21 protein-coding genes and 3 pseudogenes are annotated in these 23,425 nt (G+C 41.0%); 7 read left to right on the top strand and 17 right to left on the bottom strand.

Annotation, left to right across the window (positions count from 1 at the left end; all coding sequences use genetic code 11):
* Positions 1-16: 16 nt before the first annotated feature.
* Positions 17-1,498 (bottom strand): glutamate synthase small subunit, encoded by a 1,482-nt coding sequence (gene gltD, locus PUN35_RS04440; RefSeq protein ID WP_014479972.1) that lies wholly within the window; start codon positions 1,496-1,498, stop codon positions 17-19.
* Positions 1,499-1,514: 16 nt separating this feature from the next.
* The gene (gene gltB / locus PUN35_RS04435; RefSeq protein ID WP_014479973.1) at positions 1,515-6,077 is read right to left on the bottom strand and encodes a glutamate synthase large subunit; all 4,563 of its coding nucleotides are present in this window, start codon (positions 6,075-6,077) and stop codon (positions 1,515-1,517) included.
* 145 nt (positions 6,078-6,222) lie between these two features.
* Between gltB and gltC the strand changes: the two genes are divergently transcribed.
* On the top strand, positions 6,223-7,125 hold the full coding sequence (gene gltC, locus PUN35_RS04430) for a glutamate biosynthesis transcriptional regulator GltC (protein ID WP_004399246.1): 903 nt from the start codon (positions 6,223-6,225) through the stop codon (positions 7,123-7,125).
* 50 nt (positions 7,126-7,175) lie between these two features.
* On the opposite strand, the pseudogene proB reads toward gltC, so the two are convergent.
* Both proB and proC read right to left on the bottom strand, forming a co-directional pair.
* Positions 7,176-7,994 (bottom strand): annotated as a pseudogene (gene proB / locus PUN35_RS04425) (glutamate 5-kinase); the annotation flags it as partial.
* Positions 7,995-8,027: 33 nt separating this feature from the next.
* Positions 8,028-8,567 (bottom strand): annotated as a pseudogene (proC, locus tag PUN35_RS04420) (pyrroline-5-carboxylate reductase); the annotation flags it as partial.
* Positions 8,568-8,569: 2 nt separating this feature from the next.
* Between proC and PUN35_RS04415 the strand changes: the two are divergent.
* Positions 8,570-8,719, top strand: a pseudogene (locus tag PUN35_RS04415) (glutamate 5-kinase); the annotation flags it as partial.
* On the opposite strand, the gene PUN35_RS04410 reads toward PUN35_RS04415, so the two are convergent.
* From PUN35_RS04410 to PUN35_RS04400, 3 genes are all read right to left on the bottom strand, one after another.
* The gene (locus PUN35_RS04410; protein WP_394336111.1) at positions 8,693-8,992 is read right to left on the bottom strand and encodes an NAD(P)-binding domain-containing protein; all 300 of its coding nucleotides are present in this window, start codon (positions 8,990-8,992) and stop codon (positions 8,693-8,695) included. The pseudogene PUN35_RS04415 and the gene PUN35_RS04410 overlap by 27 nt on opposite strands.
* Positions 8,993-9,217: 225 nt before the next feature.
* Positions 9,218-9,586: a replication termination protein gene (gene rtp / locus PUN35_RS04405; RefSeq protein ID WP_003220337.1), complete on the bottom strand. Its 369-nt coding sequence runs from the start codon at positions 9,584-9,586 to the stop codon at positions 9,218-9,220.
* Positions 9,587-9,884: 298 nt separating this feature from the next.
* Entirely contained in the window at positions 9,885-10,601 is a 717-nt protein-coding gene (locus PUN35_RS04400; protein WP_014479980.1) for a 3-ketoacyl-ACP reductase, read from the bottom strand.
* Between the two features lie 150 nt (positions 10,602-10,751).
* On the opposite strand from PUN35_RS04400, the gene PUN35_RS04395 reads away from it, so the two are divergent.
* The 3 genes from PUN35_RS04395 to PUN35_RS04385 all read left to right on the top strand — a co-directional run bounded on the left by PUN35_RS04395 (position 10,752) and on the right by PUN35_RS04385 (position 12,474).
* A complete protein-coding gene (locus tag PUN35_RS04395) occupies positions 10,752-11,060 on the top strand; it encodes a DUF948 domain-containing protein (protein ID WP_017697324.1) in 309 nt (102 codons plus the stop codon).
* A 66-nt stretch (positions 11,061-11,126) separates the two neighbouring features.
* A complete protein-coding gene (locus PUN35_RS04390; protein WP_014479982.1) occupies positions 11,127-11,897 on the top strand; it encodes a hypothetical protein in 771 nt (256 codons plus the stop codon).
* A 43-nt stretch (positions 11,898-11,940) separates the two neighbouring features.
* Positions 11,941-12,474 (top strand): GNAT family N-acetyltransferase, encoded by a 534-nt coding sequence (locus PUN35_RS04385; protein ID WP_014479983.1) that lies wholly within the window; start codon positions 11,941-11,943, stop codon positions 12,472-12,474.
* Between the two features lie 139 nt (positions 12,475-12,613).
* On the opposite strand, the gene PUN35_RS04380 is transcribed toward PUN35_RS04385, so the two are convergent.
* The 5 genes from PUN35_RS04380 to PUN35_RS04360 all read right to left on the bottom strand — a co-directional run bounded on the left by PUN35_RS04380 (position 12,614) and on the right by PUN35_RS04360 (position 17,501).
* Positions 12,614-13,606 (bottom strand): ABC transporter permease, encoded by a 993-nt coding sequence (locus tag PUN35_RS04380; RefSeq protein ID WP_014479985.1) that lies wholly within the window; start codon positions 13,604-13,606, stop codon positions 12,614-12,616.
* Positions 13,600-14,346, bottom strand: coding sequence for an ABC transporter permease (locus tag PUN35_RS04375; protein WP_014479986.1), 747 nt, complete (start codon positions 14,344-14,346; stop codon positions 13,600-13,602). The genes PUN35_RS04380 and PUN35_RS04375 overlap by 7 nt, the downstream gene beginning before the upstream one ends.
* Positions 14,347-14,355: 9 nt before the next feature.
* Positions 14,356-15,294 carry an ABC transporter ATP-binding protein gene (locus PUN35_RS04370; RefSeq protein WP_014479987.1) on the bottom strand — a complete coding sequence of 313 codons (939 nt, stop codon included), beginning with the start codon at positions 15,292-15,294 and terminating at the stop codon, positions 14,356-14,358.
* A 15-nt stretch (positions 15,295-15,309) separates the two neighbouring features.
* The gene (locus PUN35_RS04365; RefSeq protein WP_014479988.1) at positions 15,310-15,861 is read right to left on the bottom strand and encodes a MarR family winged helix-turn-helix transcriptional regulator; all 552 of its coding nucleotides are present in this window, start codon (positions 15,859-15,861) and stop codon (positions 15,310-15,312) included.
* Positions 15,862-16,256: 395 nt separating this feature from the next.
* Positions 16,257-17,501, bottom strand: coding sequence for an MFS transporter (locus PUN35_RS04360; RefSeq protein WP_033880940.1), 1,245 nt, complete (start codon positions 17,499-17,501; stop codon positions 16,257-16,259).
* 98 nt (positions 17,502-17,599) lie between these two features.
* On the opposite strand from PUN35_RS04360, the gene PUN35_RS04355 reads away from it, so the two are divergent.
* Positions 17,600-18,847, top strand: coding sequence for an IS256-like element ISBsu2 family transposase (locus PUN35_RS04355; protein WP_031600262.1), 1,248 nt, complete (start codon positions 17,600-17,602; stop codon positions 18,845-18,847).
* 1 nt (position 18,848) lies between these two features.
* Here the strand turns inward: PUN35_RS04355 and PUN35_RS04350 are convergent, their stop codons facing one another.
* The gene (locus tag PUN35_RS04350; RefSeq protein WP_142767572.1) at positions 18,849-19,118 is read right to left on the bottom strand and encodes a hypothetical protein; all 270 of its coding nucleotides are present in this window, start codon (positions 19,116-19,118) and stop codon (positions 18,849-18,851) included.
* A gap of 179 nt (positions 19,119-19,297) precedes the next feature.
* Positions 19,298-19,594: a hypothetical protein gene (locus PUN35_RS04345; RefSeq protein WP_033881179.1), complete on the bottom strand. Its 297-nt coding sequence runs from the start codon at positions 19,592-19,594 to the stop codon at positions 19,298-19,300.
* A gap of 359 nt (positions 19,595-19,953) precedes the next feature.
* Here PUN35_RS04345 and PUN35_RS04340 point away from each other — a divergent pair.
* Positions 19,954-21,104, top strand: a protein-coding gene (locus tag PUN35_RS04340; RefSeq protein WP_087614160.1) for an IS3 family transposase whose coding sequence is annotated in 2 segments (ribosomal slippage) — positions 19,954-20,227 and positions 20,227-21,104 — 1,152 coding nt in all. Because the reading frame shifts where the segments join, the coding sequence is not laid out codon by codon here.
* 40 nt (positions 21,105-21,144) lie between these two features.
* Here the strand turns inward: PUN35_RS04340 and PUN35_RS04335 are convergent.
* The 3 genes from PUN35_RS04335 to PUN35_RS04325 all read right to left on the bottom strand — a co-directional run bounded on the left by PUN35_RS04335 (position 21,145) and on the right by PUN35_RS04325 (position 23,361).
* The gene (locus PUN35_RS04335) at positions 21,145-21,384 is read right to left on the bottom strand and encodes a DUF4365 domain-containing protein (protein ID WP_052006227.1); all 240 of its coding nucleotides are present in this window, start codon (positions 21,382-21,384) and stop codon (positions 21,145-21,147) included.
* Between the two features lie 36 nt (positions 21,385-21,420).
* The gene (locus PUN35_RS04330) at positions 21,421-21,654 is read right to left on the bottom strand and encodes a hypothetical protein (protein ID WP_033881696.1); all 234 of its coding nucleotides are present in this window, start codon (positions 21,652-21,654) and stop codon (positions 21,421-21,423) included.
* 459 nt (positions 21,655-22,113) lie between these two features.
* Complete coding sequence (locus tag PUN35_RS04325; protein ID WP_031600262.1) at positions 22,114-23,361, bottom strand: IS256-like element ISBsu2 family transposase; 1,248 nt, start codon at positions 23,359-23,361, stop codon at positions 22,114-22,116.
* Between the last annotated feature and the right edge of the window lie 64 nt (positions 23,362-23,425).

The raw sequence follows: 23,425 nt of genomic DNA, 5'->3' as shown, positions 1-23,425 counted from the left end.
ATGTAATCCCCTTTATTTACGGAAGAACTGAACTCCCCATCAAATATCGATCCACTTCACGCGCCACTTCACGGCCTTCATTAATCGCCCATACGATTAAGCTTTGGCCTCTTCTTGCATCCCCTGCGGCGAATACACCATCGATATTTGTTTGATAATCCCCATATGCTGCACTGATTTTGTTATTTACAGAATCAACACCAAACTGTTTCAACAGCGGCTGTTCTGTGCCTTCAAAGCCGATAGCGATAAAGACAAGCTGAGCAGGCCATACTTTTTCCGTTCCAGGCAGCTCGCGGAACTCGTATTTTCCATGCTCATTTTTCACTTTTTCCATTTGGATGGTATGAAGCTCTTTCAGCTTTCCGTTTTTATCCGCGACCATTTTTGTCGTTTGAATGGAGTATTCTCTCGGATCTCTTCCGAATTTTGCTTCTGCTTCCTCGTATGCATATTCAAGCGTAAAGACGTGTGGCTGTTCAGGCCACATATTGTCATTCGTGCGGGCTGGCGGAAGTTTCGGGTGTTTGCCGAATTGGTGCACGCTTTTGGCTTTTTGACGCAGAGCGGTAGCCACACAGTCAGCTCCTGTATCTCCGCCTCCGATTACGATGACATCTTTCCCTTTGGCATCAATGAATTGCTTGTCTTTAAAATTAGAATCTAAATAGCTTTTTGTTGCAAGTGTGAGGTAGTCCATTGCGTAATGGACTCCTTTTGAGTCGCGTCCTTCAATTAAGAGGTCCCGCTGTTTTTGAGCGCCTGTGCATAAGATCACAGCATCAAATTGCTCCTTTAGCTCATCAGCTGTAATGTCAACACCGATTTCTGTGTTCGTGACAAAATCAATTCCCTCTTGCGTCAGCAATTTAATTCGGCGTTCTACAATGCCCTTCTCAAGCTTCATGTTTGGAATGCCGTATGTTAAAAGGCCGCCCGCTCTGTCTGAGCGCTCAAAAACAGTGACAGAATGCCCCGCTTGATTCAGCTGGTCAGCACTCGCCAGTCCGGCTGGGCCCGACCCGACGATAGCAACTTTTTTGCCTGTTCGTTTTTTTGGAATTCTAGGTTGAATCCAGCCGTTCTCAAATCCTTTATCGATAATGGTCCGCTCGATGTTTTTAATTGATACGGCCGGGTCTGAAATCGCTAAAGTGCATGATCCTTCACAAGGAGCGGGACATACCCGCCCTGTGAATTCAGGAAAGTTGTTTGTTTTCAACAGGCGTTCCAATGCTTCCTTCCATCTGCCCCGGTAGACAAGATCATTCCATTCAGGAATTAAGTTGTAAATCGGACAGCCGGATGTAAATCCGTTAATGTCCGCACCGATCTGGCAAAACGGTGTACCGCAATCCATGCACCGCGCCCCTTGCCGTTTCGATGCTTCTTCTGAAAAAGGAGCAGAATATTCTTTCCAATCCTTTAAGCGAGTGAGAGGGTCCCGCTCCGCAGGTTTTTCTCGTTTGATCTCCATAAATCCAGTTGGTTTCCCCATGTTCCTCTCCCCTTCCTTACTGTACTACCGCTTGTTTTTGTCCCGATGCTGCTGTATTCTGCTTTGGCTTCGTGTTGGCCTCAAAAGCGAACATGATGGCTTCTTCATCTGATAAACCTGCAGCTTTTTGCTCTTCGATGCTTGCGAGCATTTGTTTATAGTTTTTCGGAATGACTTTGACGAATTTTTTCACACTGTCTTCCCATTGATCAAGCAAATCTTCTGCTTTTTGGCTGTTTGTATATGCAGTATGTCTTTCAAGCATTGCTTTGATTTGCTGGATTTCTTTCTCGTCCTCTAATGATTCAAATAAAATCATCTCAAGGTTGCATTTGCGTTTAAACGCTTTGACATCTTCGGCCAGTACATAAGCGATTCCGCCGGACATACCTGCCGCAAAGTTTTTGCCTACATCACCGAGAACGACAACGCTGCCGCCAGTCATGTATTCACAGCCGTGGTCGCCGATGCCTTCTACAACTACGTTCACACCGCTGTTTCGAACGGCAAAGCGTTCACCAGCACGTCCGTTAATATATGCTTCTCCGCTTGTCGCACCGTAAAAAGCCACGTTGCCGATAATGACATTGTCATCCGAAGCAGAGTTGAATCCTTCTGGTGACTTGACGATGATTTTTCCGCCAGAAAGCCCTTTTCCGACGTAATCATTTGAGTCTCCGTCTAAATAAAGCGTCATCCCTTTAGGAACGAAAGCTCCAAAGCTTTGGCCGGCTGATCCGGTAAAGTGCAGCTTGATTGTATCTTCAGGAAGACCTTCTTCTCCGTAACGCTTTGAGATTTCACTGCCGGTTATCGTTCCGGCTACACGGTTTGTATTGTTGATTTCGATAGAAACTTCCGCTTCTTTTCCAGATTCGATGGCTTCTTGTACGGCCGGGAGAATCGCTGTAATATCAAGTGATTGATCAATTTTATGATTTTGCGGCGATTGGAATGTCCGCACCCCTTCAGGCTGATAAAGAAGGGTAGACAAATCAAGCTGGCTTGCTTTCCAGTGCTCCTTTGCCCGTTCACTTACATGAAGTACATCAGTGCGGCCGATCATTTCATCAAATGTCTTGAAGCCTAACGCAGCCATATACTCACGAACTTCTTCGGCAATGAACAGCATATAGTTCACAATATGGTCAGGATCTCCCATGAACTTTTTGCGAAGCTCTGGATTTTGTGTCGCTACACCGACAGGGCATGTATCCAAATGGCAGGCACGCATCATGACACAGCCGAGTACAACTAACGGAGCCGTTGCAAAACCAAATTCTTCGGCGCCGAGCAAGGCAGCCATCACAACGTCGCGGCCCGTCATGAGCTTTCCGTCTGTTTCTAATACAACACGGTCACGAAGTCCGTTCAGCATTAATGTTTGATGTGCTTCTGCAAGGCCAAGCTCCCACGGAAGCCCTGTATGTTTAATACTGGTTTTCGGAGAAGCGCCTGTACCCCCGTCGTACCCGCTGATCACAATGACATCTGCAGTCGCTTTGGCAACACCTGCGGCAATTGTTCCTACACCTGCTTTTGACACCAGCTTTACGCTGATTCTTGCGTCACGGTTGGCATTTTTCAAATCGTGGATCAGCTGGGCTAAATCCTCAATCGAATAAATGTCATGGTGTGGCGGAGGTGAGATTAATCCGACACCTGGCGTTGACCCGCGGACATCGGCAACCCATGGATATACCTTGTTGCCAGGAAGCTGCCCGCCTTCACCCGGCTTAGCACCTTGAGCCATTTTAATCTGCAGCTCATCAGCATTGACGAGGTAATGGCTTTTGACACCAAACCGTCCGGATGCAATTTGTTTGATCGCACTTCTTCTATCATCGCCGTTCTCATCTGGAACAAAGCGTTTGGGATCTTCTCCGCCTTCACCGCTGTTGCTTTTTCCTCCAAGACGGTTCATTGCGATTGCTAAAGCTTCGTGCGCTTCCTTACTCAAGGACCCGAATGACATCGCACCCGTTTTAAAACGTTTGACAATCGATTCAGCGGATTCAACCTCCTCCAACTTCAAAGGCTTGCGGTTTCCGTCAAATGCGAACAAGTTCCGCAAAAATCCGATGCGTTCTTCATCAGCCGCTTTTGTATACTGTTTAAACAGATTGTAATCATTTCTGCGGCACGCCCATTGCAAAGTATGAATCGTTTTCGGATTAAACGCATGATGCTCTCCGCCATTTCTCCATTGGAAGTCACTTCCCGGTTCAAGCGTTTTGCTGTAATCATCCTGATACGCTTCCCGGTGGCGGCGCTGTGCCTCTTCTGCAATTGTTTGTAAATCGATGCCGCCTAGCTGTGATGCAGTACCTGTGAAATAGCGGTCGATCACATCGCGGCTGATTCCTACCGCCTCAAAGATTTGTGCGCCTCTGTAGCTTTGCACAGTTGAAATTCCCATCTTGGACATCACTTTTACGACGCCCTCAGTAATGCTTTTTCCATATTTGCTAACCGCTTCTTCATAGCTGATATCCAAACGGCCTTCATCAATTTCCTGCTTGTAGGTCGCATAAGCGAGATAAGGGTTAATCGCATCTGCGCCATAACCGATTAACGCTGCAAAGTGATGCACTTCACGCGCTTCTCCTGATTCCACAATAATGCTGACCTTCGTACGCAGCCCTTTGCGGATTAAGTGCTGGTGCAGTGCGCTTACTGCCAGAAGCGGCGGAATTGGTGTCAGTCGTTCGTTCATCTTTTTGTCTGATAAAATTAACAAACTTACGCCTTGGCTGATGGCTTTCTCTGCCTGTGTGAACATGTCCTTTAAACCGCGTTCAAGATCCTCTGAAAACAACACATCAATTTTTTGGCTTTTTAAATCAGGATGAACAATCGTTTTCAATGCGTAAAACTGTTCATTGGATAAAACAGGTGTATACAGTTTAATCCGGCGAACATTTCGTTCACTCGGATGAAGTAGGTCGCCTTCCGCACCGAGCCAAGTCATCGTTGAAGTGACAAGCTGCTCACGAATCGCGTCGATTGGCGGGTTCGTTACTTGTGCAAACAGCTGTTTAAAGTAGTTAAACAGTGATTGCGCTCGGTCAGAAAGTACAGCAAGCGGAGCATCATTCCCCATTGAACCAAGGGGATCTTTGCCTTCTTTAATAACAGGAATTAGATATTTTTGGATATCTTCATATGTGTATCCGAATGCCTTCTGGCGAGTAAGAAGATCACTAAATTGTTCTTCTTCTCTTGACTCCGGATCAGGATTTACTTGTACAAGCTCTTCTTCAAGCCATTTTTGATACGGATACTCAGTTGCAATTTGTGTTTTGACTTCTTCATCGGAGATAATACGGCCTTCTTCCAGGTCGATTAAAAGCATTTTCCCAGGCTCAAGGCGGTTTTTATATAAAACGTTCTCCTGTTCAACTTCAATAACGCCTACTTCAGATGAGAAAATAATATAATCATCTTTTGTGACATAATAACGGGCCGGACGGAGACCATTCCGATCAAGGATCGCCCCGATTTGTTTACCGTCAGTAAATGAAATAGCTGTCGGTCCGTCCCAAGGCTCCATCAGGGAGCTATGGTACTCGTAGAACGCCCTTTTTTCCTTGGACATATGCGTATTTTCCGTCCAAGGCTCTGGAATGAGCATCATTGCCGTATGTGCCGGTTTGCGTCCAGCCATCACAAAAAACTCAAATGCGTTATCCAAAATGGAAGAGTCACTGCCATCAGCATTGAGAATCGGCAAAATCTTGTTTAAGTCCTCACCGAAGCTTTCAGAAACAAATTGCTGCTCACGTGCTCTCATCCAGTTGATATTTCCGCGAAGGGTGTTAATTTCACCGTTGTGAACCAAATAGCGGTTAGGATGCGCTCTTTCCCATGTAGGGAATGTATTGGTACTGAAGCGTGAATGAACAAGCGCAAAAGCAGAAACGAATGCTTCGTCTTGCAGATCAGAATAAAATGCATCAACCTGTTCAGGTGTTAAAAGGCCTTTGTAAACAATGGTCTGGCTTGAAAGACTGGCAAAATAAAAATCAAGACCTTCCGTTACTCCCCAATTTTCAGCCTGTTTACGAATGACATACAATTTTCGTTCAAAAGATAAATTGTCCTTTAGATCAGAATTTGCGCCGATAAATACCTGACGGACAAACGGACAGCTTTTTTGCGCCACTGTTCCGATTTTTCCGACATTTACAGGTACAGTTCTCCATCCAAGAACGACTTGGCCTTCTTGTTCAATCAGTGCATTGATTTGCTTTTCAATTTTTTTTCTTTCATCTTCTTTCTGAGAGAAAAAGACCATTCCTACCCCGTAACGTTCTTTTTCTGGCAGATTGATGTCTTTGCACTCTTTTTTAAAGAAAGCATCAGGGATTTGAACCAGTAAGCCGGCTCCGTCTCCTGTATCCGGATCACTGCCTTGCCCTCCTCTGTGGTCCAGTTGGCAAAGCATCTTAAGTCCTTGTTTGACAATGTCGTGAGTCTGCTTGCCCTTTAAGTGTGCATATAGGCCGATTCCGCATGCATCATGTTCAAATTCAGGACGGTAGAGACCTTGAGCTTTTGGCATTTGATTGTACGTCATAATTCCTCTCCCCCGATCAATTTCCGATATACCGGTCATAAAATCTAACAACTCTATAATCATTGTAGGTTTTCAAAACGATATAAACAATATATAATTTAGATCAAAAGAATCTCAAAATGAGATAGATGGATGTGAGACAAACATGGAGCTGCGCCAACTGCGTTATTTCATGGAGGTGGCTGAAAGAGAACACGTTTCAGAAGCCGCTGATCATTTGCATGTGGCCCAATCAGCAATCAGCAGACAAATTGCTAATCTTGAAGAAGAATTAAATGTGACCTTATTTGAGCGTGAAGGGAGAAATATCAAACTCACGCCAATCGGAAAAGAATTTTTGATTCATGTGAAAACGGCGATGAAAGCCATTGATTATGCGAAAGAGCAAATTGATGAGTATCTTGACCCGCATCGCGGAACGGTAAAGATCGGCTTTCCTACAAGCCTCGCCAGCCAGCTTTTGCCGACTGTCATTTCAGCGTTTAAAGAAGAATATCCGCACGTCGAATTTTTGCTGCGCCAAGGCTCCTATAAGTTTCTGATTGAAGCTGTCAGAAACCGCGATATTGATCTGGCCTTATTAGGACCGGTGCCGACGAATTTCTCTGACATAACGGGAAAAATATTATTTACTGAAAAAATTTACGCGCTTGTTCCATTAAATCATCCGCTTGCTAAACAAAAAACGGTTCATTTAATCGATTTGCGCAACGACCAATTTGTATTGTTCCCGGAAGGATTTGTACTTAGAGAGATGGCAATTGATACTTGCAAACAAGCAGGCTTTGCTCCTCTCGTTTCCACGGAGGGTGAGGATTTGGATGCTATCAAAGGGTTAGTGTCCGCAGGGATGGGCGTTACCCTTCTGCCTGAAAGTACTTTTGCTGAAACAACACCTCGTTTTACTGTGAAAATTCCAATTGAGTTCCCTCAAGTAAAACGGACTGTCGGAATCATTAAACCGAAAAATAGAGAGCTTGCGCCTTCTGCGAATGATTTTTATGAGTTTGTCATTCAATTTTTCTCTAAGTTGGAGCAGTATCAATAAAAAAATGAACCCGAGCTTCTATATAGAAGCTTCGGGTTTTTTTCTGCAAATTAATTTACAGGTAAAGAAAAATCCACATGGCAAACAAATGCTTCTTGATCAATTAGAGCTCTGTTTGTCAGTTCCTTTTTCTTTTCCGGTTCTTGAAGCTGTACAGAAGAGTAATTGACGATTCCAAGGCCGATTTCCGTCCCTTTTGAATCCATCAGCCGAACAACTGAACCACTTTTGAATTTCCCCTTAATCTTCTGTACACCGTCCAGGTATAAACTCGATTGGCCGTTTGTTATTTTTCGTGAACAATCATCTGATAAAAACATTTCACCTTCCGGGCCGGAATTAAAAGCGATCCATTTCTCCTTTTGATTCAACGGAAGCGTTCCTTCTGCTTCAAAATAGGTGCCTTCCGCCTGTTCATGAACGGCGTGATATAAAATATCGCCGGCATCTGCCTGACCAAGGAAACCTTTAATGCCAGACGCCATTACGATTTTAAACGCATCAAGCTTAGAGCGCATGCCGCCGGTGCCAACGATGCTTCCAGTGTCACCTGCGCATGCTTCGATGTCAGGTGTTATTTCACTCACCCGCTGTATCCTTTTCGCTTCTGGATTTGTGCGCGGATTGCCGTCATATAATCCGTCTATATCTGATAAAATCACAAGCATATCTGCATCAATCAATCCTGCGACTTTTGCCGCGAGTGTATCATTGTCGCCAAACTTGAGCCGATTGACGGTAACTGTGTCATTTTCGTTTATGATCGGGATGATGCCGCGCTCGAGCAGTACATTCATTGTATTCCTGACATTGTTGTATCGATATTCATCAGAAAAATCGCTTCTTGTAATTAAAATTTGGGATGCGACTCACAACGACTCTTTTCATGCTTGTATCAGGCGTCACTTTATCACTCCTGATAGCGGCGCTGCAGTTTTTTCGATACCTTCGCTGATTTCCTTTGAACGCTTAGCCGCATGCTTTATCGCTTGAGAAATCGCTTCTCCGCCGCCGCTTTTTTTCAAGGCTTGCAGCCCCGCTGCTGTCGTTCCGTTAGGTGACGTGATATTATCTCTTAAGATCTCAGGATGTTCTCCTGTTTCCATGAGCATTTTTGCGGCACCTAAAAGTGTCTGTGCGCCGATGCTTCGAGATAACTGTTTATCGAGGCCCGCTTCCTCGCCTGTCTTTTCAATGAATTCCGTTAAATAATAAAAATACGCGGGGCCGCTGCCTGCAATTCCGGTGAATATATCCATTTGATTTTCTTGGATTGTATAGACTTCGCCCATGCATCCGAGCAATGCTTCGGCCAGCTTCTTCAGGTCTTCCGACACATATTTGCCAAGGGCAATAGCTGTTGCAGAAGCGCCAATCATACTGGAAGTGTTGGGCATCACTCTGACAACCGGCTGTTCATTAAGCAATGATTGTTCAATAAAATTTGGTTTCCTCAGGCGCAGTGGCGGCGGGATATCGGAAGCTCGGATTTATCCAAAGGCCCGAGAAGCTTCCAGAAAAACAAGCATCAGCTTCAATCGGCCAGGGATTGCTGATGGAGGCTTATTCAAAGCTGTTTTTGGCACACGGCTATGGTGGTTATGCCGGCAAGGACCGACAATATTAATTGATGGGGTTGAATACGTGATTTTAGTGATGACAGAGCGTTTTCGGCGTCTTTTGGCTTCATTGCTAAAATGAGTACATCCATGTCTTCAATACATAGTTGGTTCGGCAAGGCGCCTTTGATTCCATATTGAAGTTCAAGTTCAGTTAATCGCTCTGTATTGCTGCGGTTTGTAACGCAGATGTTTTGTTTCGGGATTTTGTTGGCACGAACGATACCTGATATCATTCCTTCCGCCATAGATCCTGCTCCTATAAAGGCTACTTTCTTTTGATCAAAGATCGGTAACATCTCCTTTGTTCGCTTTTTTGTTCGCATTTTCACACGTTTAAAATGTTACCACGTGAGGAAATGATGTCAAGTTTGAAGGTCATCATTGATTTGTATTGTTTCTTTTCGACAAATATGTATAATGAAAAGCAGAAAACACCCGGTTCACACTGCTGCGCCGGGTGTTTGTTTCTATTAAAAATTATCTGAGAGAGCTTTTTCAATCAGTTTTTTACAGCGATCCAGCTCTACCTTCAGCTGTTTTTTATATAGCTTGGCAGCTTCGTAATCTTTAAATTGATAGAGGACGACTTCCTGGAGCTTAGCCCCTTCTTTTTTTACTTTAATTTGTTTTAGTATCCCGTCATCAAGAAGCTCATGCAAAGACCGGTATACTTCTGTATGATTTGGTTTAAAACCAATCTCTTTAAATTCAGACCGAAGTACTTCAAGCAGCTTTAACCCATAGAGTCTCTCTTGCTCTGTCATCGTTATCATATAAAGTTTCAAAAATGCGCGCTGTTTCACTAAAAAGCCTGTTGAACTCCTTTTTTCTTCTTTCATCATATGCACTCCTTCTTCTGTCACTGACAACACTATGTACTAAATATTCAATTTTCTTTTATTGTTTTCCTTCTTTATATTAAAGACTGATAGTCCAGTCATTTCATGTTTACTGATTATAGGTGTAGAGGAGAAAATAAATTCATACTGAACATTTGGTACATAGTTTTCTTAGTTCTATTATAGCCTGCATTCACTGCTATCTTCAATTTAAACGATTGTCAGGTTTACATATCGCATTTTACCGGTACGGATTTCATTCAAATAAAAAAACCTGTCGAAAGACAGGTTTTCATTTTTAAGGATTTGTTGACCATAATCCCGCTGTTTTGATGAAAATACGAGGATCTAATTTCAATTGTGCCACCATGTACTCAGCAAGATCCTCAGGCTGCATAACTTTTTCAGGATTACCGTCTGTTAAGTTCAATTCGATAGACATATCACTAGCGACAGTGCTCGGCGTTAACGCGCTGACTCTGATATTATGTTTTCTCACTTCTTGCATAAGAGACTCTGTTAACCCTAGAACGGCAAATTTAGAAGCGCTATAAGCACTTGTTACAGCAGCTCCTCTTTGGCCCGCTGTAGACGAAATATTAATGATATCTCCGGCTTTGCGTTCGATCATTTCCGGAAGCACCGCGCGAGTCACATGATACACACCCATTAGGTTGACTTGTATAATATTTTCCCATTCATCGGCTGACAGATCTAAGAAACCGCCAAATTTGCTGATTCCCGCGTTATTAATGAGAATATCGATATCACCAAGCTGTTCTTTCACTTGAGCGACGGCTTGGTTAACCTGCTCGGCATCTTTTACATCTGCAGCAGCAAATGCAGCTTTTACACCAAGCGCTTTGACTTCTTCTGCCACTTTTTCAACATTAGCGGCAGTCCGGCCGATTAACCCAATATTTACGCCTTCTTTCGCAAGAGCAAGAGCTGTAGCACGGCCAATTCCTCTGCCTCCGCCTGTGATTAGTGCAGTTTTATGTTGTAAACTTTGCAATTGAAGCACCCTTTCTTTGTTTACATATGTACGATATCACATTATAAGTACAATACATCCAATACGCAAATCAAACGAACTGTGTAAATATCATTTCTTCTGATTAAAAAAACGGATACAGGGTAATGACATAAGAAAAGGAGTGAACATATGATTATAGTTTATATCAGTCTTGCAGTATTAGCAGTTTCTATTATCTTCTTAGGAGTTACCGTGATTCAAAACAAGAAAAAAATGGACCCTGCACTAAAGGAGCTTTCCTCTGTTACGCAGGCTATGCAAAAACAAATCGAAGGATTAAAAACAGTAACAGAGCTGCTGACGCAAAAACAAAAGAAGGTTCAGCAGGATGTCCAAATAAAAAAATACACGTTTCAGCAGACCGCAGCTGAAGTGAAAAAAGTTCCTAAAGCTGTTAAAGAGGTGTGGCAGGCTGGTCATTTAAATAGCAGGTCATGATGAATGATATCCCGTTGTTTCGATCAGAATGGACAATGGGATATCATTTTTTGAGGAGGCTTTCGCATGATTGTAAACCACAGTTGCTTAAAGGAGTTCGCAGAAAAACTACATTCTCTTCCCTCTTCACTTACAAAGTCGGATTTACTTATTTCTCCATTTCATCTCCATCAAGAAAATGAACTTGACATCTACTATTCACCTCATAATGAATATATCAATCGGACTGCTACGATTGTGATTGCCGGGATCACGCCGGGTTTTTCCCAGATGAAAACAGCGTACGAAACAGCAGTCGAAAGTCTGCGGCAGGGCCGCACTCTTGAGCAAATGGCGGTAGATACAAAAATAGCAGCGGGTTTCTCCGGGTCGATGAGACATAACCTTATCACCATGCTGGATTTATGCGGGCTGCCGCAAGCTTTTGGCATTCAAAGCGCAGCAAAACTTTTTGGAGAATTACGGCATATGCTCCATACAACTTCCGTTATTAAATATCCTGTCTTTATCCAGCAAAAAAACTATACCGGATACAAACCGGCCATCACTCGCTCTCCTATCCTAAGCACCTATGCTTTTGGGCACTTCCCTGCGGAGCTTAATCATGTGACGGGACCAGCTCTTCTCATTCCGTTAGGAAAAGCGGCCGAAACAGTGTGTGAAACATTGATCAGACAGCACAGCCTTCAGAATTTGATTTGCCTTAACGGCTTTCCCCATCCATCAGGCGCGAACGGCCATCGTTTGAAACAATTCAGCAAAAACAAAGAGCAACTAGAAACACAAATTCGTTCCTTTGCTGCATTGTTTGATTTCGCTATAGAAAAGAGGAAATAAAAGGGATATGATAAACAAAAACACAAACGTGGGGAGTGGTTGAATGTTTCCTATATTAGAAACGGATCGGCTTACACTTAGGCAAATCACTGATCAGGATGCGGAAGCCATTTTTGCTTGTTTCTCAAACGATGAGGTGACACGCTATTATGGGCTTGAAAACATGGAATCTATAGAACAGGCCATTTCAATGATTCAAACGTTTGCTGCCCTCTATCAAGAAAAACGCGGTATACGGTGGGGAATTGAAAGACGGGACACTAAAGAACTGATCGGAACAATAGGCTTTCACGCTCTGGCCCAAAAGCATAGGCGCGCGGAGATCGGTTATGAAATCATCCCGGAGCATTGGCGAAACGGATTTGCATCAGAAGTCATTTCAAAGGTCGTATCTTACGGATTTTCTGCCCTTGGACTGTCGCGTATTGGCGCAGTTGTATTTACCGCTAATGAAGCATCAAATCGTCTGCTTCTAAAAATGGGTTTTCAAAAAGAAGGCGTTTTAAGACAGTACATGTATCAAAATGGGATTCCATATGATACAAATGTGTACTCTATTGTGAAACCAAGAGAATGACGGTATTCTCTTGGTCTGTGCCACATCCCTTTTCCTTTAAAATGTCCGATTCATGACCTGCATCAGCTATGACGTTTTGATTCTTGATCAATCCCTACAAGATTTTCATCTCTTAAAACAATGCTAATAACTTTTTCCCCTACTCATAAATCCCTTTATTGGTTCTTCTTCTTGTGATAAAATCCCCAAGGAAACAAAACACAGCCGACCACATCAAAATATAAATAACCTGAGTTTTGTATTCCCACATTGAATCCCCCATTTCTATCCCGTGAATGAAAGTCATATACGCTTTTTGCGGCAGTATCGCACAAAGGGCATTCAATATTGGATGATGTGGAGCAAAAGAAATAAAACAGCCTGACAATACACACGTGATCACACTGATACCACTCGTCATCAAACTGATGTTTCGATCCATCACAGAAGCCATAAAGATAGCGAATGCTGTTGCAAGCACTGTAAGAACACAAAGTAACCCAGCAAGAATATCCAAACGGAAACCAATTTCAGCATGAAAGAGTACATGTGTAATCACGATGGCCAAGTAAGTGGGTATGTATAAACATAAAAACGTAAAGATAAACTGAACCAACAAATATTTCCCCACATGCACGGGAGACACTAAAATCCTTGTGAAGGTTTTGAGCATCCGGTCTTCTGGGTATAACGCAGCTAATGCCACACCTTGCATCAATACAAGCATCATGATAAAGCCTAATATATTCGTTCCCGTTCCCCGTTCAGTCCTTAATTCATCCTCTCCCCGGTAGCTGCCTGGCATTTCTCCAGTCTCAAAAAATTGCTGAATCATTTTTTGATCCGCTTTACTTTTCAACGTGGTTACTTTGTAATCAAGTTGATTTTTTTCTACAATGGCTGCATATTTCCCTAACATCAGATCAGAAAACTTCGGCTTCTGATGTACCGTTACCACTCTAAATGCAGAATCACTCGGCAAATGATGAACTTCGTCCAGTTCTGTAACAAAAGCGATTGTTTCTTTGAAAACCGGCTTCCCGGAAAACATAATCGCAACGCCAATCATCAGAGGGACAATGATCAATGCAATGATAATAATGGCTTTTTTGGTCAGGATTCGCTCCCACCTGTTTTGGAATAAACTCAGCATATATATCCCTCCGGCTTAAATACAACATGAGAAACGGCAATACAAATGATTGAAGCCAATATTAGTCCTGACATAACAGGCAGCAGCATACTGAAATCATGATCATAAATGAGACGAAATGAACATTCTGTTACCCATTTAATCGGAGAAAGAATCGATATCTGATTGACGGTATCTCCAAATCTATGAATTCCGAAAAATACGCCGCCAAAGAAAACAAAAAAAGCTATCGGAATTTGCATAATCCCATTCGCCTGTTCTTCATTCTTAAACAAACTGCAGAACATTGTGCCAAAACAGCAACCGAAAAATAAAAATACATACAATAAAAGCATGAAACACGTAAGATATTGTCCTCCAAAGTTCAAATGAAAAATCGTTTGGGCTATCAACACATTCATGCTGTACATAATGACACTGAATATAAAGGTTGATAGTAATTTAGAAAGATAAATACTAGTTGTCGAAACCGGCGCATACACAATACGAAGGTTCGCTTTCTTCACCTTTTCCTCCATAAACGTATTAGAAGTCGTCATAGCAATCAGAGCTGCAGTGAAAATCATCATATTCACTCCGTAATAATCATAAGAACTTACCCCGCCTGCTCCAAAGCTGCTTTTCGTAACAAAGCCCATGACCAGAATGAGAACGAAAGGAAAGGCCGTATTGGCTATTACAAGAACCGGATTCCTTAAAATATTCATAAAATCAAATGTTATCAATTTTAACAAACTCATTTTGCTCTCCTAATCTCTTAAATTTCTTCCCGTCAGCTCTAAAAATACCGTTTCTAACGATGCCTCTTTTTTGTTCATGTTTAGGATGCTGCAGCCTTGGGCACTCAATTCTAATATGATTTCACTCAGGTGATCTTGGTTCTTTTGAACGGTAACATTTAGTTGATGGTCAGAGAAATCAACTCCTGTCACTCCTATGATTTCTCTAATCGAGTTTTTATTTAATCGCTGAACATGCGCCAGTTGAAAAGCGTATGTTATTTCTTTATTGACTTCTCTGTACAGCTCTTCTTTTGTTCCATTGGCAATAATTCTTCCTTCATTCATGATCATAATACGATCTGAAATCGCCTCGACTTCTTCCATATAATGTGTAGAGTAAATGATGCTTGCGCCTTTTGTTTTCAGCTCTTTTATCGATTCCAAAATGTGATGCCGGGATTGCGGATCGATTCCTACCGTGGGCTCATCCATGATAATCAGTTTCGGCTGATGGGCAATGGCGCACGCAATGTTTAATCTTCTTTTCATCCCGCCTGAAAACGTCTTTGGCTTGTCATCTTTCCGGTCATATAGCTGTACGAGCTCCAAAGCCTCTTTGACTCGGGCTTTCAGTTCTTCTCCTTTAAGAGAATAAAGACTGGCAAAAAAACGAACATTTTTCTCAGCTGAAATCTCCTCATAAATCGCGATATCTTGAGGCACAATCCCGATGCCTTTCTTCATTTCCTTTGACCCTTTTTTCACACTATGACCCAATATCGAAACGTTTCCGGAACTGGCCGACAATACTCCTGATAAAATATGAATGGTTGTGCTTTTTCCTGCACCATTTGGACCTAGTAAGCCAAGCACTTCCCCCTCTCTCACTTCGAACGAAATCCCATCTACTGCCGTTTTGTTTTCATACTGCATTTTCAAGTTTTCTACTGTTGCTACGTTGTTCATAGTGGGTTCTCCTTTTTACTTTCTCCGTTTTGCGAATTCCTGCAATAAATTTGTTTTCAAATTGTCTCGATTTTGTTCAATGTCAAAATCAGCAGCGTCTTCTTCAAAACCATCCTGTTCTTCTCCATCAAAACTGTACAGTTTCTTCAATAAAATCCACAATGTTTCCAGCTCTTCCGTCGAAAAGCCTTTAAATAGATCGGCCATAAAATACACCGCTTTTTCACCGCATTCCTCCATGACACGCTTTCCTGAATCAGTAATCTTCACATTAACTGCACGCTTGTCGCGTTTACTTGGTACAGTGATGACATAACCTCTTTTTTCAATACCGCTGACAAGTCTGTTGATGTTTTGTTTTGAAGTGCCTAATTTTTTTGCAATGTTGTTGAATGTCGTTTCCTCTTCCGGTAAATGCAGTATGGCAACCATCGTCATAAATTGCCTCGACGTTAAGCTTTCATAATAATCGTCTCCGCGTGATTGAATTTTGTTTAAAGTGGAAAAAAGTGTAGCATAAGACTGTTGCATTAAAAATAAATCTTTCAGTTCCTTAGAATAATCCACGATGTTCCCTCCTCAAATAGACAACTTATTGTCTATTCATCATAACATTTCTCATTATATTGTCAATATGTTGTCTATTTTTCTTTAGAATCCCTCGATTATTCATAGAATAGTAATATACTGATCGATTCAGAAAGAGGTAATGTTGATGGCTCGTCATCGAGAATTCAATGAAGAATAAAGCGTTATGAATCTGTTTTGAGTGAACATTCATGGCGAGCTAAGACGTGAAATTAACGTGGAACAAACGGCTCAGACTTATTTTCTGTTTCTTATCGGCTGACTGTGATGGTGAAATCCCGTTCAGATCAATCATTTTTGCGTCATTCCGTATCGGAAATCCTTACATTGCTGAACAAATGATAAAAAGCCCCCGGAAAATGGGCGCTTTCTAATTAAGATGCATATTGAGGAGATGTTTCCTCCTTAACTGCTTTTTCCTCAGGTATATGAATACATTTCGTCAAGACCGCACTTGCAAGGTAAAGGGCCGCAAAGATCCAGACGACACCTTGCGCGCCGACGAGACCAATGAACAGCCAAGCGAGTGCGGGGCCGACAAACGCTGATAAACCTGCAGCCAAATTTAATACAGACATGGCTGCCCCTTTATCTTTTCCTGCCACCGTCGGCACAATTGCACCAATCGGCACATAGCCTGCCAGCAAACCGCCCCAAATAAAGCCGATCACGCTGACAACCGCTAAGCTTCCGCCGGAGAAAACAGGTGCGTAGTATAATAAGAGGGTGAAAATGCCGCAGCCGACTCCGCCGAACCAAATAACAGTATTTTTCCAGCCGAATTTATCGCCGACAATACCAAAGATAAGGTTAAACACAATGTTCCCCAGGAAAATCGTTCCCCAAATTTGCAGCCACACATTGGTTGAAATTCCATGCTGGGCCATGTGCATCGGCAAAAAGACTGGAAAACCATATGTACCAATGCTGTTGATGATTCTGATGATTCCGCCTGTAAGCACGCGCGGATTTGTAAATAGAATCGTAACCCCTTTTAAAAGCTCCTCGGCTGTTTCTGATCTTTTTCTTTTCTTCTTTTCAAAACGGTCTTTATTGATAAACAATGCAAAGAATGCACCGAGACATACCCAGAAAATAGAGCTCCAAAGCGTATTCAAATAACCGAACGCTTTGATCGCGTAGCTTGAGTACCAAGCGCCGAACACAAACATGCCGAGGCAATATGCAATCCAAAACCAGCCGACAGCAGTGCTCAGTTTGCTTTGCGGTGTTCTGTAAATGACCCATGTCAAGAAAGAATAAGCAAAAAGCGGGTAACCTAACCCTTTTACGAAGTAAGTCACATACATCACTGGCAGGTTCAGCTGTTCAAATCCAAATACGATAAAAGCAGCTGTACCGATCACATAAAACAACAGCCCCATAAACATCGTTCGTTTTGCGCCAAATGCTTCGAGACATACACCCGAAAACCAGGAAGCTATGGCAAGCGCAATTCCGTATATACTAAAAATAGAAGCGGACTGCTGAACGGTGAGCCCGTTTTCGATCAAAAAAGGACTGAGCCATCCTTGTTCAAGGCCATCTCCCATCATAAACAAAACAACCCCTAAAAATCCCCAGGCAAGCCGCTTCGGTATTCCTATTTTATCCACAATCTGGGAGTGTAATATTAACTGTGTAAGTAAGGAATGCGTACGGTTCCTTACTCACACAGTTTTTTATTTGATAGAATAATAAGTATAAAGCTAAAGGAGTGGTTTCAGTGGGGAAATTGAAAAGAGATCCGAACTCCGTAGAATTAGCTAACAAGATTATCGAACAGTATCAGCCTAAATCAGTAGAAGATATGCAAGAAGCATTAAAAGACATATTTGGTCCCATGTTTGAGTCAATGCTAAAAGGTGAAATGAATCACCATTTGGGCTATGAATCCAATGACAAGGGAGAAAAAGAAACAAGAAATAGAAGAAATGGATATGGCAAAAAGATCGTGAAAACAACGGCAGGAGAAGTTGAAATTGCAGTCCCCCGTGATCGTGATGGTTCATTTGAACCGCAGTTGATTCCAAAGCGTAAAAGAGATGTATCCTCTATAGAGGATAAGGTCATTTCGATGTATGCCAGAGGAATGTCACAACGAGACATTTCTTCCACGATAGAAGACATCTATGGCTTTTCTGTATCTCATGAAATGGTATCCGACATTACGGATACTGTACTTCCTAATTTAGAAGAGTGGCAAAATCGTCCCTTAAGTAACTGTTACCCTTTTGTGTTTGTCGATTGTCTTTACACAACCATTCGTAATGACTATGAAACGAAGAAGTATGCCGTTTACACAATACTAGGATATACCATAGAAGGTAAAAAGGACATTCTAGGTTTGTGGTTGAATGAAACGGAAAGTAAACATAAATGGATGCAAATTTTTGATGAAATCAAATCTCGTGGTGTAGAAGATATCTTCTTTCTCTCAATGGATGGCGTTAGTGGTCTGGAAGAAGGAGCACGTGCGATTTTTCCTGATGTGACCGTACAGAGATGTATTGTTCATTTAATTCGAAATTCGATTAAGTATATACCAAGTAAAGACTACAAGCCTTTTACTGCTGCCTTAAAGAAAGTGTATGGAGCTCCAAGCCTTAAGGCTTGTCACAGTGCATTTGAATCTTTTGAAAAGCAGTGGTCTACGTACCCTGGAGCTGTAGACGTATGGAAACGAAACTTTTCTCATGTGGAACAACTTTTCGATTATGGTGGTAATATTCGTAAAATCATGTACACTACAAATGCCGTTGAAAGTATCCACTCTAGCTTTCGAAAAGTCACGAAAAAAGGAGCATTCCCCCATGAGAATGCCCTATTAAAAATATTGTTTTTACGAACAAAAGAATTAGAAAAGAAATGGGATGGTGGACGCATCCAGCAATGGGCTATGGTCATGAATCAACTATTAGTTCATGACCACCTAAAGGAACGTGTGAAGAAATATCTAGAATAACTTACACACTTTTCTTGACAAGCCCTAGCAATCCGTTAACCAGATCAATTATTTTATATATCTGTCTCTTAAATTGAGAAACACTTACTTCCTTACTTTTAGGTTTTCCTCTGTTAGTGAAGTTAAAGATAATTTTATCTTTCTCTTTTAGATAAGTTCCCCCATGGTTAATAGCATTTCTAATATCTACATCAATTTCCTTTGTTAAAATTGTACACCCTTTTGAATTAAGCAAATTGACTAAAGGGCCTAGATTATTTTGACTTAACAAGTCTTTATCATCTATGGTGTTAAGCAAATTCCTCAAAAATTTATATAGATTGCTAACTACTCCTTCAACTAACGAATTATATAAAGGCAAATACTTGACTTGAATTTCAGTGTCTCTCGGAATTATAGTTTTATTAAATAAATTCAATGTACTCAGTACACGATCATATGATGAAAGGGCTAAAAAAAGTTGTCTAGACTGTCTCTGAAGTTCTCAAAAAACAAATCAGTGTTAACGTTCTTGCATTTTACTTCATCAATTAAGTTGTAAATAAAATCTTTAATATCTTTATTCCAAAACTGTTTCTCCTCATCAAATATTAAATCATAAATTAACGGAAGCCATGTCTTAGGTATATATTGTATCCCCTCAATATTTTGGTCTATTCTCTCTTTGTACCCCTTCATAACTAATTCACTATCAAACCCCATGAAATCTAATGATCCAAATGCAGCTTCAACGTAATCACTGTTCAATTATTCCCTCTCCTAGCTCCTCATTTAATAAAAGGATTCTTTTAAACAGATATTTCACTTTCAAGTTTACTCAAGCTATATTGTTCTAGTATGTGCATATTCTTCTTAGAAACATTTATCCCATACTCAGGTTCCTTATAGTTTGGCTTATATTTAAATACTGGATTATTTCCTTCAAGGAAGACGTTCCCTGGTATTAAAAAAGATTGTGGTAAAGATCCTTCAATAAATAACATTAAATAAATATAAAAGCCCTTCTTATAAGGGGACTGACCCCATAAGATGAGACAAATAAAAACACCTTCAAGTTTGAATACGGATGATTGTTATCCGAAATTAGACTTGGAGGTGTTTTTTCTATGGGGACAAGAGTGAGTTATCCGGTTGAAGTGAAACAGAAGGCTGTAGAAATGAGATTGGCAGGCGTACCTATGAAAGAGATCATGCAGGAGTTGAATATCAAAAATAATACGCAGATTAAGACATGGGTCAGATGGTATAAGGCTGGTGATACACATCGATTTGAACAGCCTGTTGGTAAGCAATACACTTATGGAAAAGGTCCGGAGTATTCTTCCGAATTAGAGAAACTGCAGGCAGAGAATCGATATCTGAGACAACAGAATGAAGTGTTAAAAAAGTACAACGAATTGGAAAGGAAGTTGATAGCCAAACGTCAGTCGAACTTGTAGAAGAATTGCACAGCACAATGACCGTGCAGGATATCTGTATTCATTTAGGTATCTCTCGCTCGTCTTATTATCGTTGGAAGAAGAATCTGAAGAAAGATCATCCCAAGCGCCATTTAGAAAAACAAATCGGCACGTTGTGCCGAGAGCACCAGTATCGATATGGATATCGAAAAATCACAGCTATATTAAAAAAGAGAATGTGTATTAACCATAAAACGGTTCAGCGTATTATGCAGAAAAATCAGTGGCAGTGCCGGGTTAAGGTGAAAAAGCGCAAGAAGAATGGGCAGCCATATGCCGTGGTCGACAATATATTAGATAGGAACTTTCAGTCTGATCATCCTCTTGAAAAACTAGTAACAGACATCACGTATTTGCCTTATGGACAGAAACAATTGTACCTTTCCAGTATATTGGATGTATATAATGGAGAAGTGATTGCTTTTACGATTGGAGATAAGCAGGACACAGACTTTGTCTTACACACACTTGATCAACTGCCAACACTGCCTGAGAACTGCGTGTTACATAGTGACCAAGGATCTGTGTATACATCTTACGAGTATCAGAAAGCTGTTAAAACAAAAGGCATTACCATGAGCATGTCCCGCAAAGGGACACCCGCTGATAATGCCTCCATCGAATCGTTTCATTCCTCACTAAAGTCTGAAACGTTCTATCTTAACAGCATTGATCGAACCACGACCGCCATCGTAGAACGCACTGTCATAGAATACATTCATTATTATAACAATATTCGTATTCAAACGAAACTAAACAACCAATCACCGATAAATTATCGGCAATTGGCTGTTTAAAAGGTGTTTTGATCCCTGTCTCAAAAACGGGGGTCAGTCCCTAAGGATTGAAATGTTTTTCTTTTAAAAATGTATAAGTTGATTTAGGAAAACTAAGTGACTTTACTTGTATTTCTAAGAATTCGCCGCCAGCCTTCCTTGCAATGAAGTCAATTCCATGATCATCTACCTCGCTACTAAAAATTTGATAACCATATGAGGCAAAATCCATCATTGCGTAATATTCACCATATCTACCTAATTGTAAGTTATTTAACTTACTCCAATTCATATTTGGCATTTCTTCATCTCCGTAAATAAATAATTATGCCGTTACTTATTTAATCCCTTTATATGAAGATGGGTCTTTATCAGGAAAATTCTTTTTCCAAACATCAAATGTGCTAAACAGTTTTCTTGTCCCATTTTTATGCAAGTGCACATGTTTGTATCCATAAACATTGCCATTCTTATGGCGAACATGATTGTTCTTTTTGCAGATTATTCTTCCTGTTACAGTAATCCAATATTTCTCTTCATAGTCAATTAAATCTCTTATCTCTTCCTTCATCTTTTCACCCAATCTGAATAAAATGATTATTTCATTACTATTATACTACAATTTTCCATGGTCACACTAAACAAAAAGCAGTCTATTCAGATCTGCTCCTTAGTGTTTTCTTCTTTTAACTTTTTGTTTAGGTTGAAGCCAATTAAAACATTGACAATAGCTGCTGGAAGATATAGAATCCCTGCACCTATTATTCCTAGTGCAGTACTTAAGCTCACAATAAATGTCTGCATTTCTGTGTTTCTTGACTTAAAGCAAAGTAATACTAGGAAGCCAGCTAAAACTCCTATAAGCCGTGAAATACCTGGAATAAAGAAATCTGTTAGGACTCCAAATAATTGCCCTATAATTGATAGCACAATTCCTAAAAAGCTGGACAATAAAACTAAATTTTTAATTGCATTTCACCCCTTTTCAAAGCCGCTTCCATTCAAGGGCTTGTCAAGAAAAGTGTGTAAGTTATTCTAGATATTTCTTCACACGTTCCTTTAGGTGGTCATGAACTAATAGTTGATTCATGACCATAGCCCATTGCTGGATGCGTCCACCATCCCATTTCTTTTCTAATTCTTTTGTTCGTAAAAACAATATTTTTAATAGGGCATTCTCATGGGGGAATGCTCCTTTTTTCGTGACTTTTCGAAAGCTAGAGTGGATACTTTCAACGGCATTTGTAGTGTACATGATTTTACGAATATTACCACCATAATCGAAAAGTTGTTCCACATGAGAAAAGTTTCGTTTCCATACGTCTACAGCTCCAGGGTACGTAGACCACTGCTTTTCAAAAGATTCAAATGCACTGTGACAAGCCTTAAGGCTTGGAGCTCCATACACTTTCTTTAAGGCAGCAGTAAAAGGCTTGTAGTCTTTACTTGGTATATACTTAATCGAATTTCGAATTAAATGAACAATACATCTCTGTACGGTCACATCAGGAAAAATCGCACGTGCTCCTTCTTCCAGACCACTAACGCCATCCATTGAGAGAAAGAAGATATCTTCTACACCACGAGATTTGATTTCATCAAAAATTTGCATCCATTTATGTTTACTTTCCGTTTCATTCAACCACAAACCTAGAATGTCCTTTTTACCTTCTATGGTATATCCTAGTATTGTGTAAACGGCATACTTCTTCGTTTCATAGTCATTACGAATGGTTGTGTAAAGACAATCGACAAACACAAAAGGGTAACAGTTACTTAAGGGACGATTTTGCCACTCTTCTAAATTAGGAAGTACAGTATCCGTAATGTCGGATACCATTTCATGAGATACAGAAAAGCCATAGATGTCTTCTATCGTGGAAGAAATGTCTCGTTGTGACATTCCTCTGGCATACATCGAAATGACCTTATCCTCTATAGAGGATACATCTCTTTTACGCTTTGGAATCAACTGCGGTTCAAATGAACCATCACGATCACGGGGGACTGCAATTTCAACTTCTCCTGCCGTTGTTTTCACGATCTTTTTGCCATATCCATTTCTTCTATTTCTTGTTTCTTTTTCTCCCTTGTCATTGGATTCATAGCCCAAATGGTGATTCATTTCACCTTTTAGCATTGACTCAAACATGGGACCAAATATGTCTTTTAATGCTTCTTGCATATCTTCTACTGATTTAGGCTGATACTGTTCGATAATCTTGTTAGCTAATTCTACGGAGTTCGGATCTCTTTTCAATTTCCCCACTGAAACCACTCCTTTAGCTTTATACTTATTATTCTATCAAATAAAAAACTGTGTGAGTAAGGAACCGTACGCA

Origin of the sequence: Bacillus sp. N3378-2at (assembly GCF_033412715.1) — a bacterium.
Taxonomy (GTDB): Bacteria; Bacillota; Bacilli; order Bacillales; family Bacillaceae; genus Bacillus; species Bacillus subtilis.
Note: the sequence above shows the minus strand (reverse complement) of the source record. Positions and strands in the feature narration are given on the sequence as shown.

Bases quoted from the DNA above. Each gene is read 5' to 3' on its own strand.
- PUN35_RS04370 (WP_014479987.1), bottom strand. From the start codon at position 15,294: ATGAACAACGTAGCAACAGTAGAAAACTTGAAAATGCAGTATGAAAAC.
- PUN35_RS04330 (WP_033881696.1), bottom strand. From the start codon at position 21,654: ATGAAGGAAGAGATAAGAGATTTAATTGACTATGAAGAGAAATATTGG.
- gltC (WP_004399246.1), top strand. From the start codon at position 6,223: ATGGAGCTGCGCCAACTGCGTTATTTCATGGAGGTGGCTGAAAGAGAA.
- PUN35_RS04375 (WP_014479986.1), bottom strand. From the start codon at position 14,346: ATGAGTTTGTTAAAATTGATAACATTTGATTTTATGAATATTTTAAGG.
- PUN35_RS04410 (WP_394336111.1), bottom strand. From the start codon at position 8,992: ATGGCGGAAGGAATGATATCAGGTATCGTTCGTGCCAACAAAATCCCG.
- PUN35_RS04395 (WP_017697324.1), top strand. From the start codon at position 10,752: ATGATTATAGTTTATATCAGTCTTGCAGTATTAGCAGTTTCTATTATC.
- gltD (WP_014479972.1), bottom strand. From the start codon at position 1,498: ATGGGGAAACCAACTGGATTTATGGAGATCAAACGAGAAAAACCTGCG.
- PUN35_RS04380 (WP_014479985.1), bottom strand. From the start codon at position 13,606: ATGCTGAGTTTATTCCAAAACAGGTGGGAGCGAATCCTGACCAAAAAA.
- PUN35_RS04385 (WP_014479983.1), top strand. From the start codon at position 11,941: ATGTTTCCTATATTAGAAACGGATCGGCTTACACTTAGGCAAATCACT.
- PUN35_RS04390 (WP_014479982.1), top strand. From the start codon at position 11,127: ATGATTGTAAACCACAGTTGCTTAAAGGAGTTCGCAGAAAAACTACAT.
- rtp (WP_003220337.1), bottom strand. From the start codon at position 9,586: ATGAAAGAAGAAAAAAGGAGTTCAACAGGCTTTTTAGTGAAACAGCGC.
- PUN35_RS04335 (WP_052006227.1), bottom strand. From the start codon at position 21,384: ATGCCAAATATGAATTGGAGTAAGTTAAATAACTTACAATTAGGTAGA.
- gltB (WP_014479973.1), bottom strand. From the start codon at position 6,077: ATGACGTACAATCAAATGCCAAAAGCTCAAGGTCTCTACCGTCCTGAA.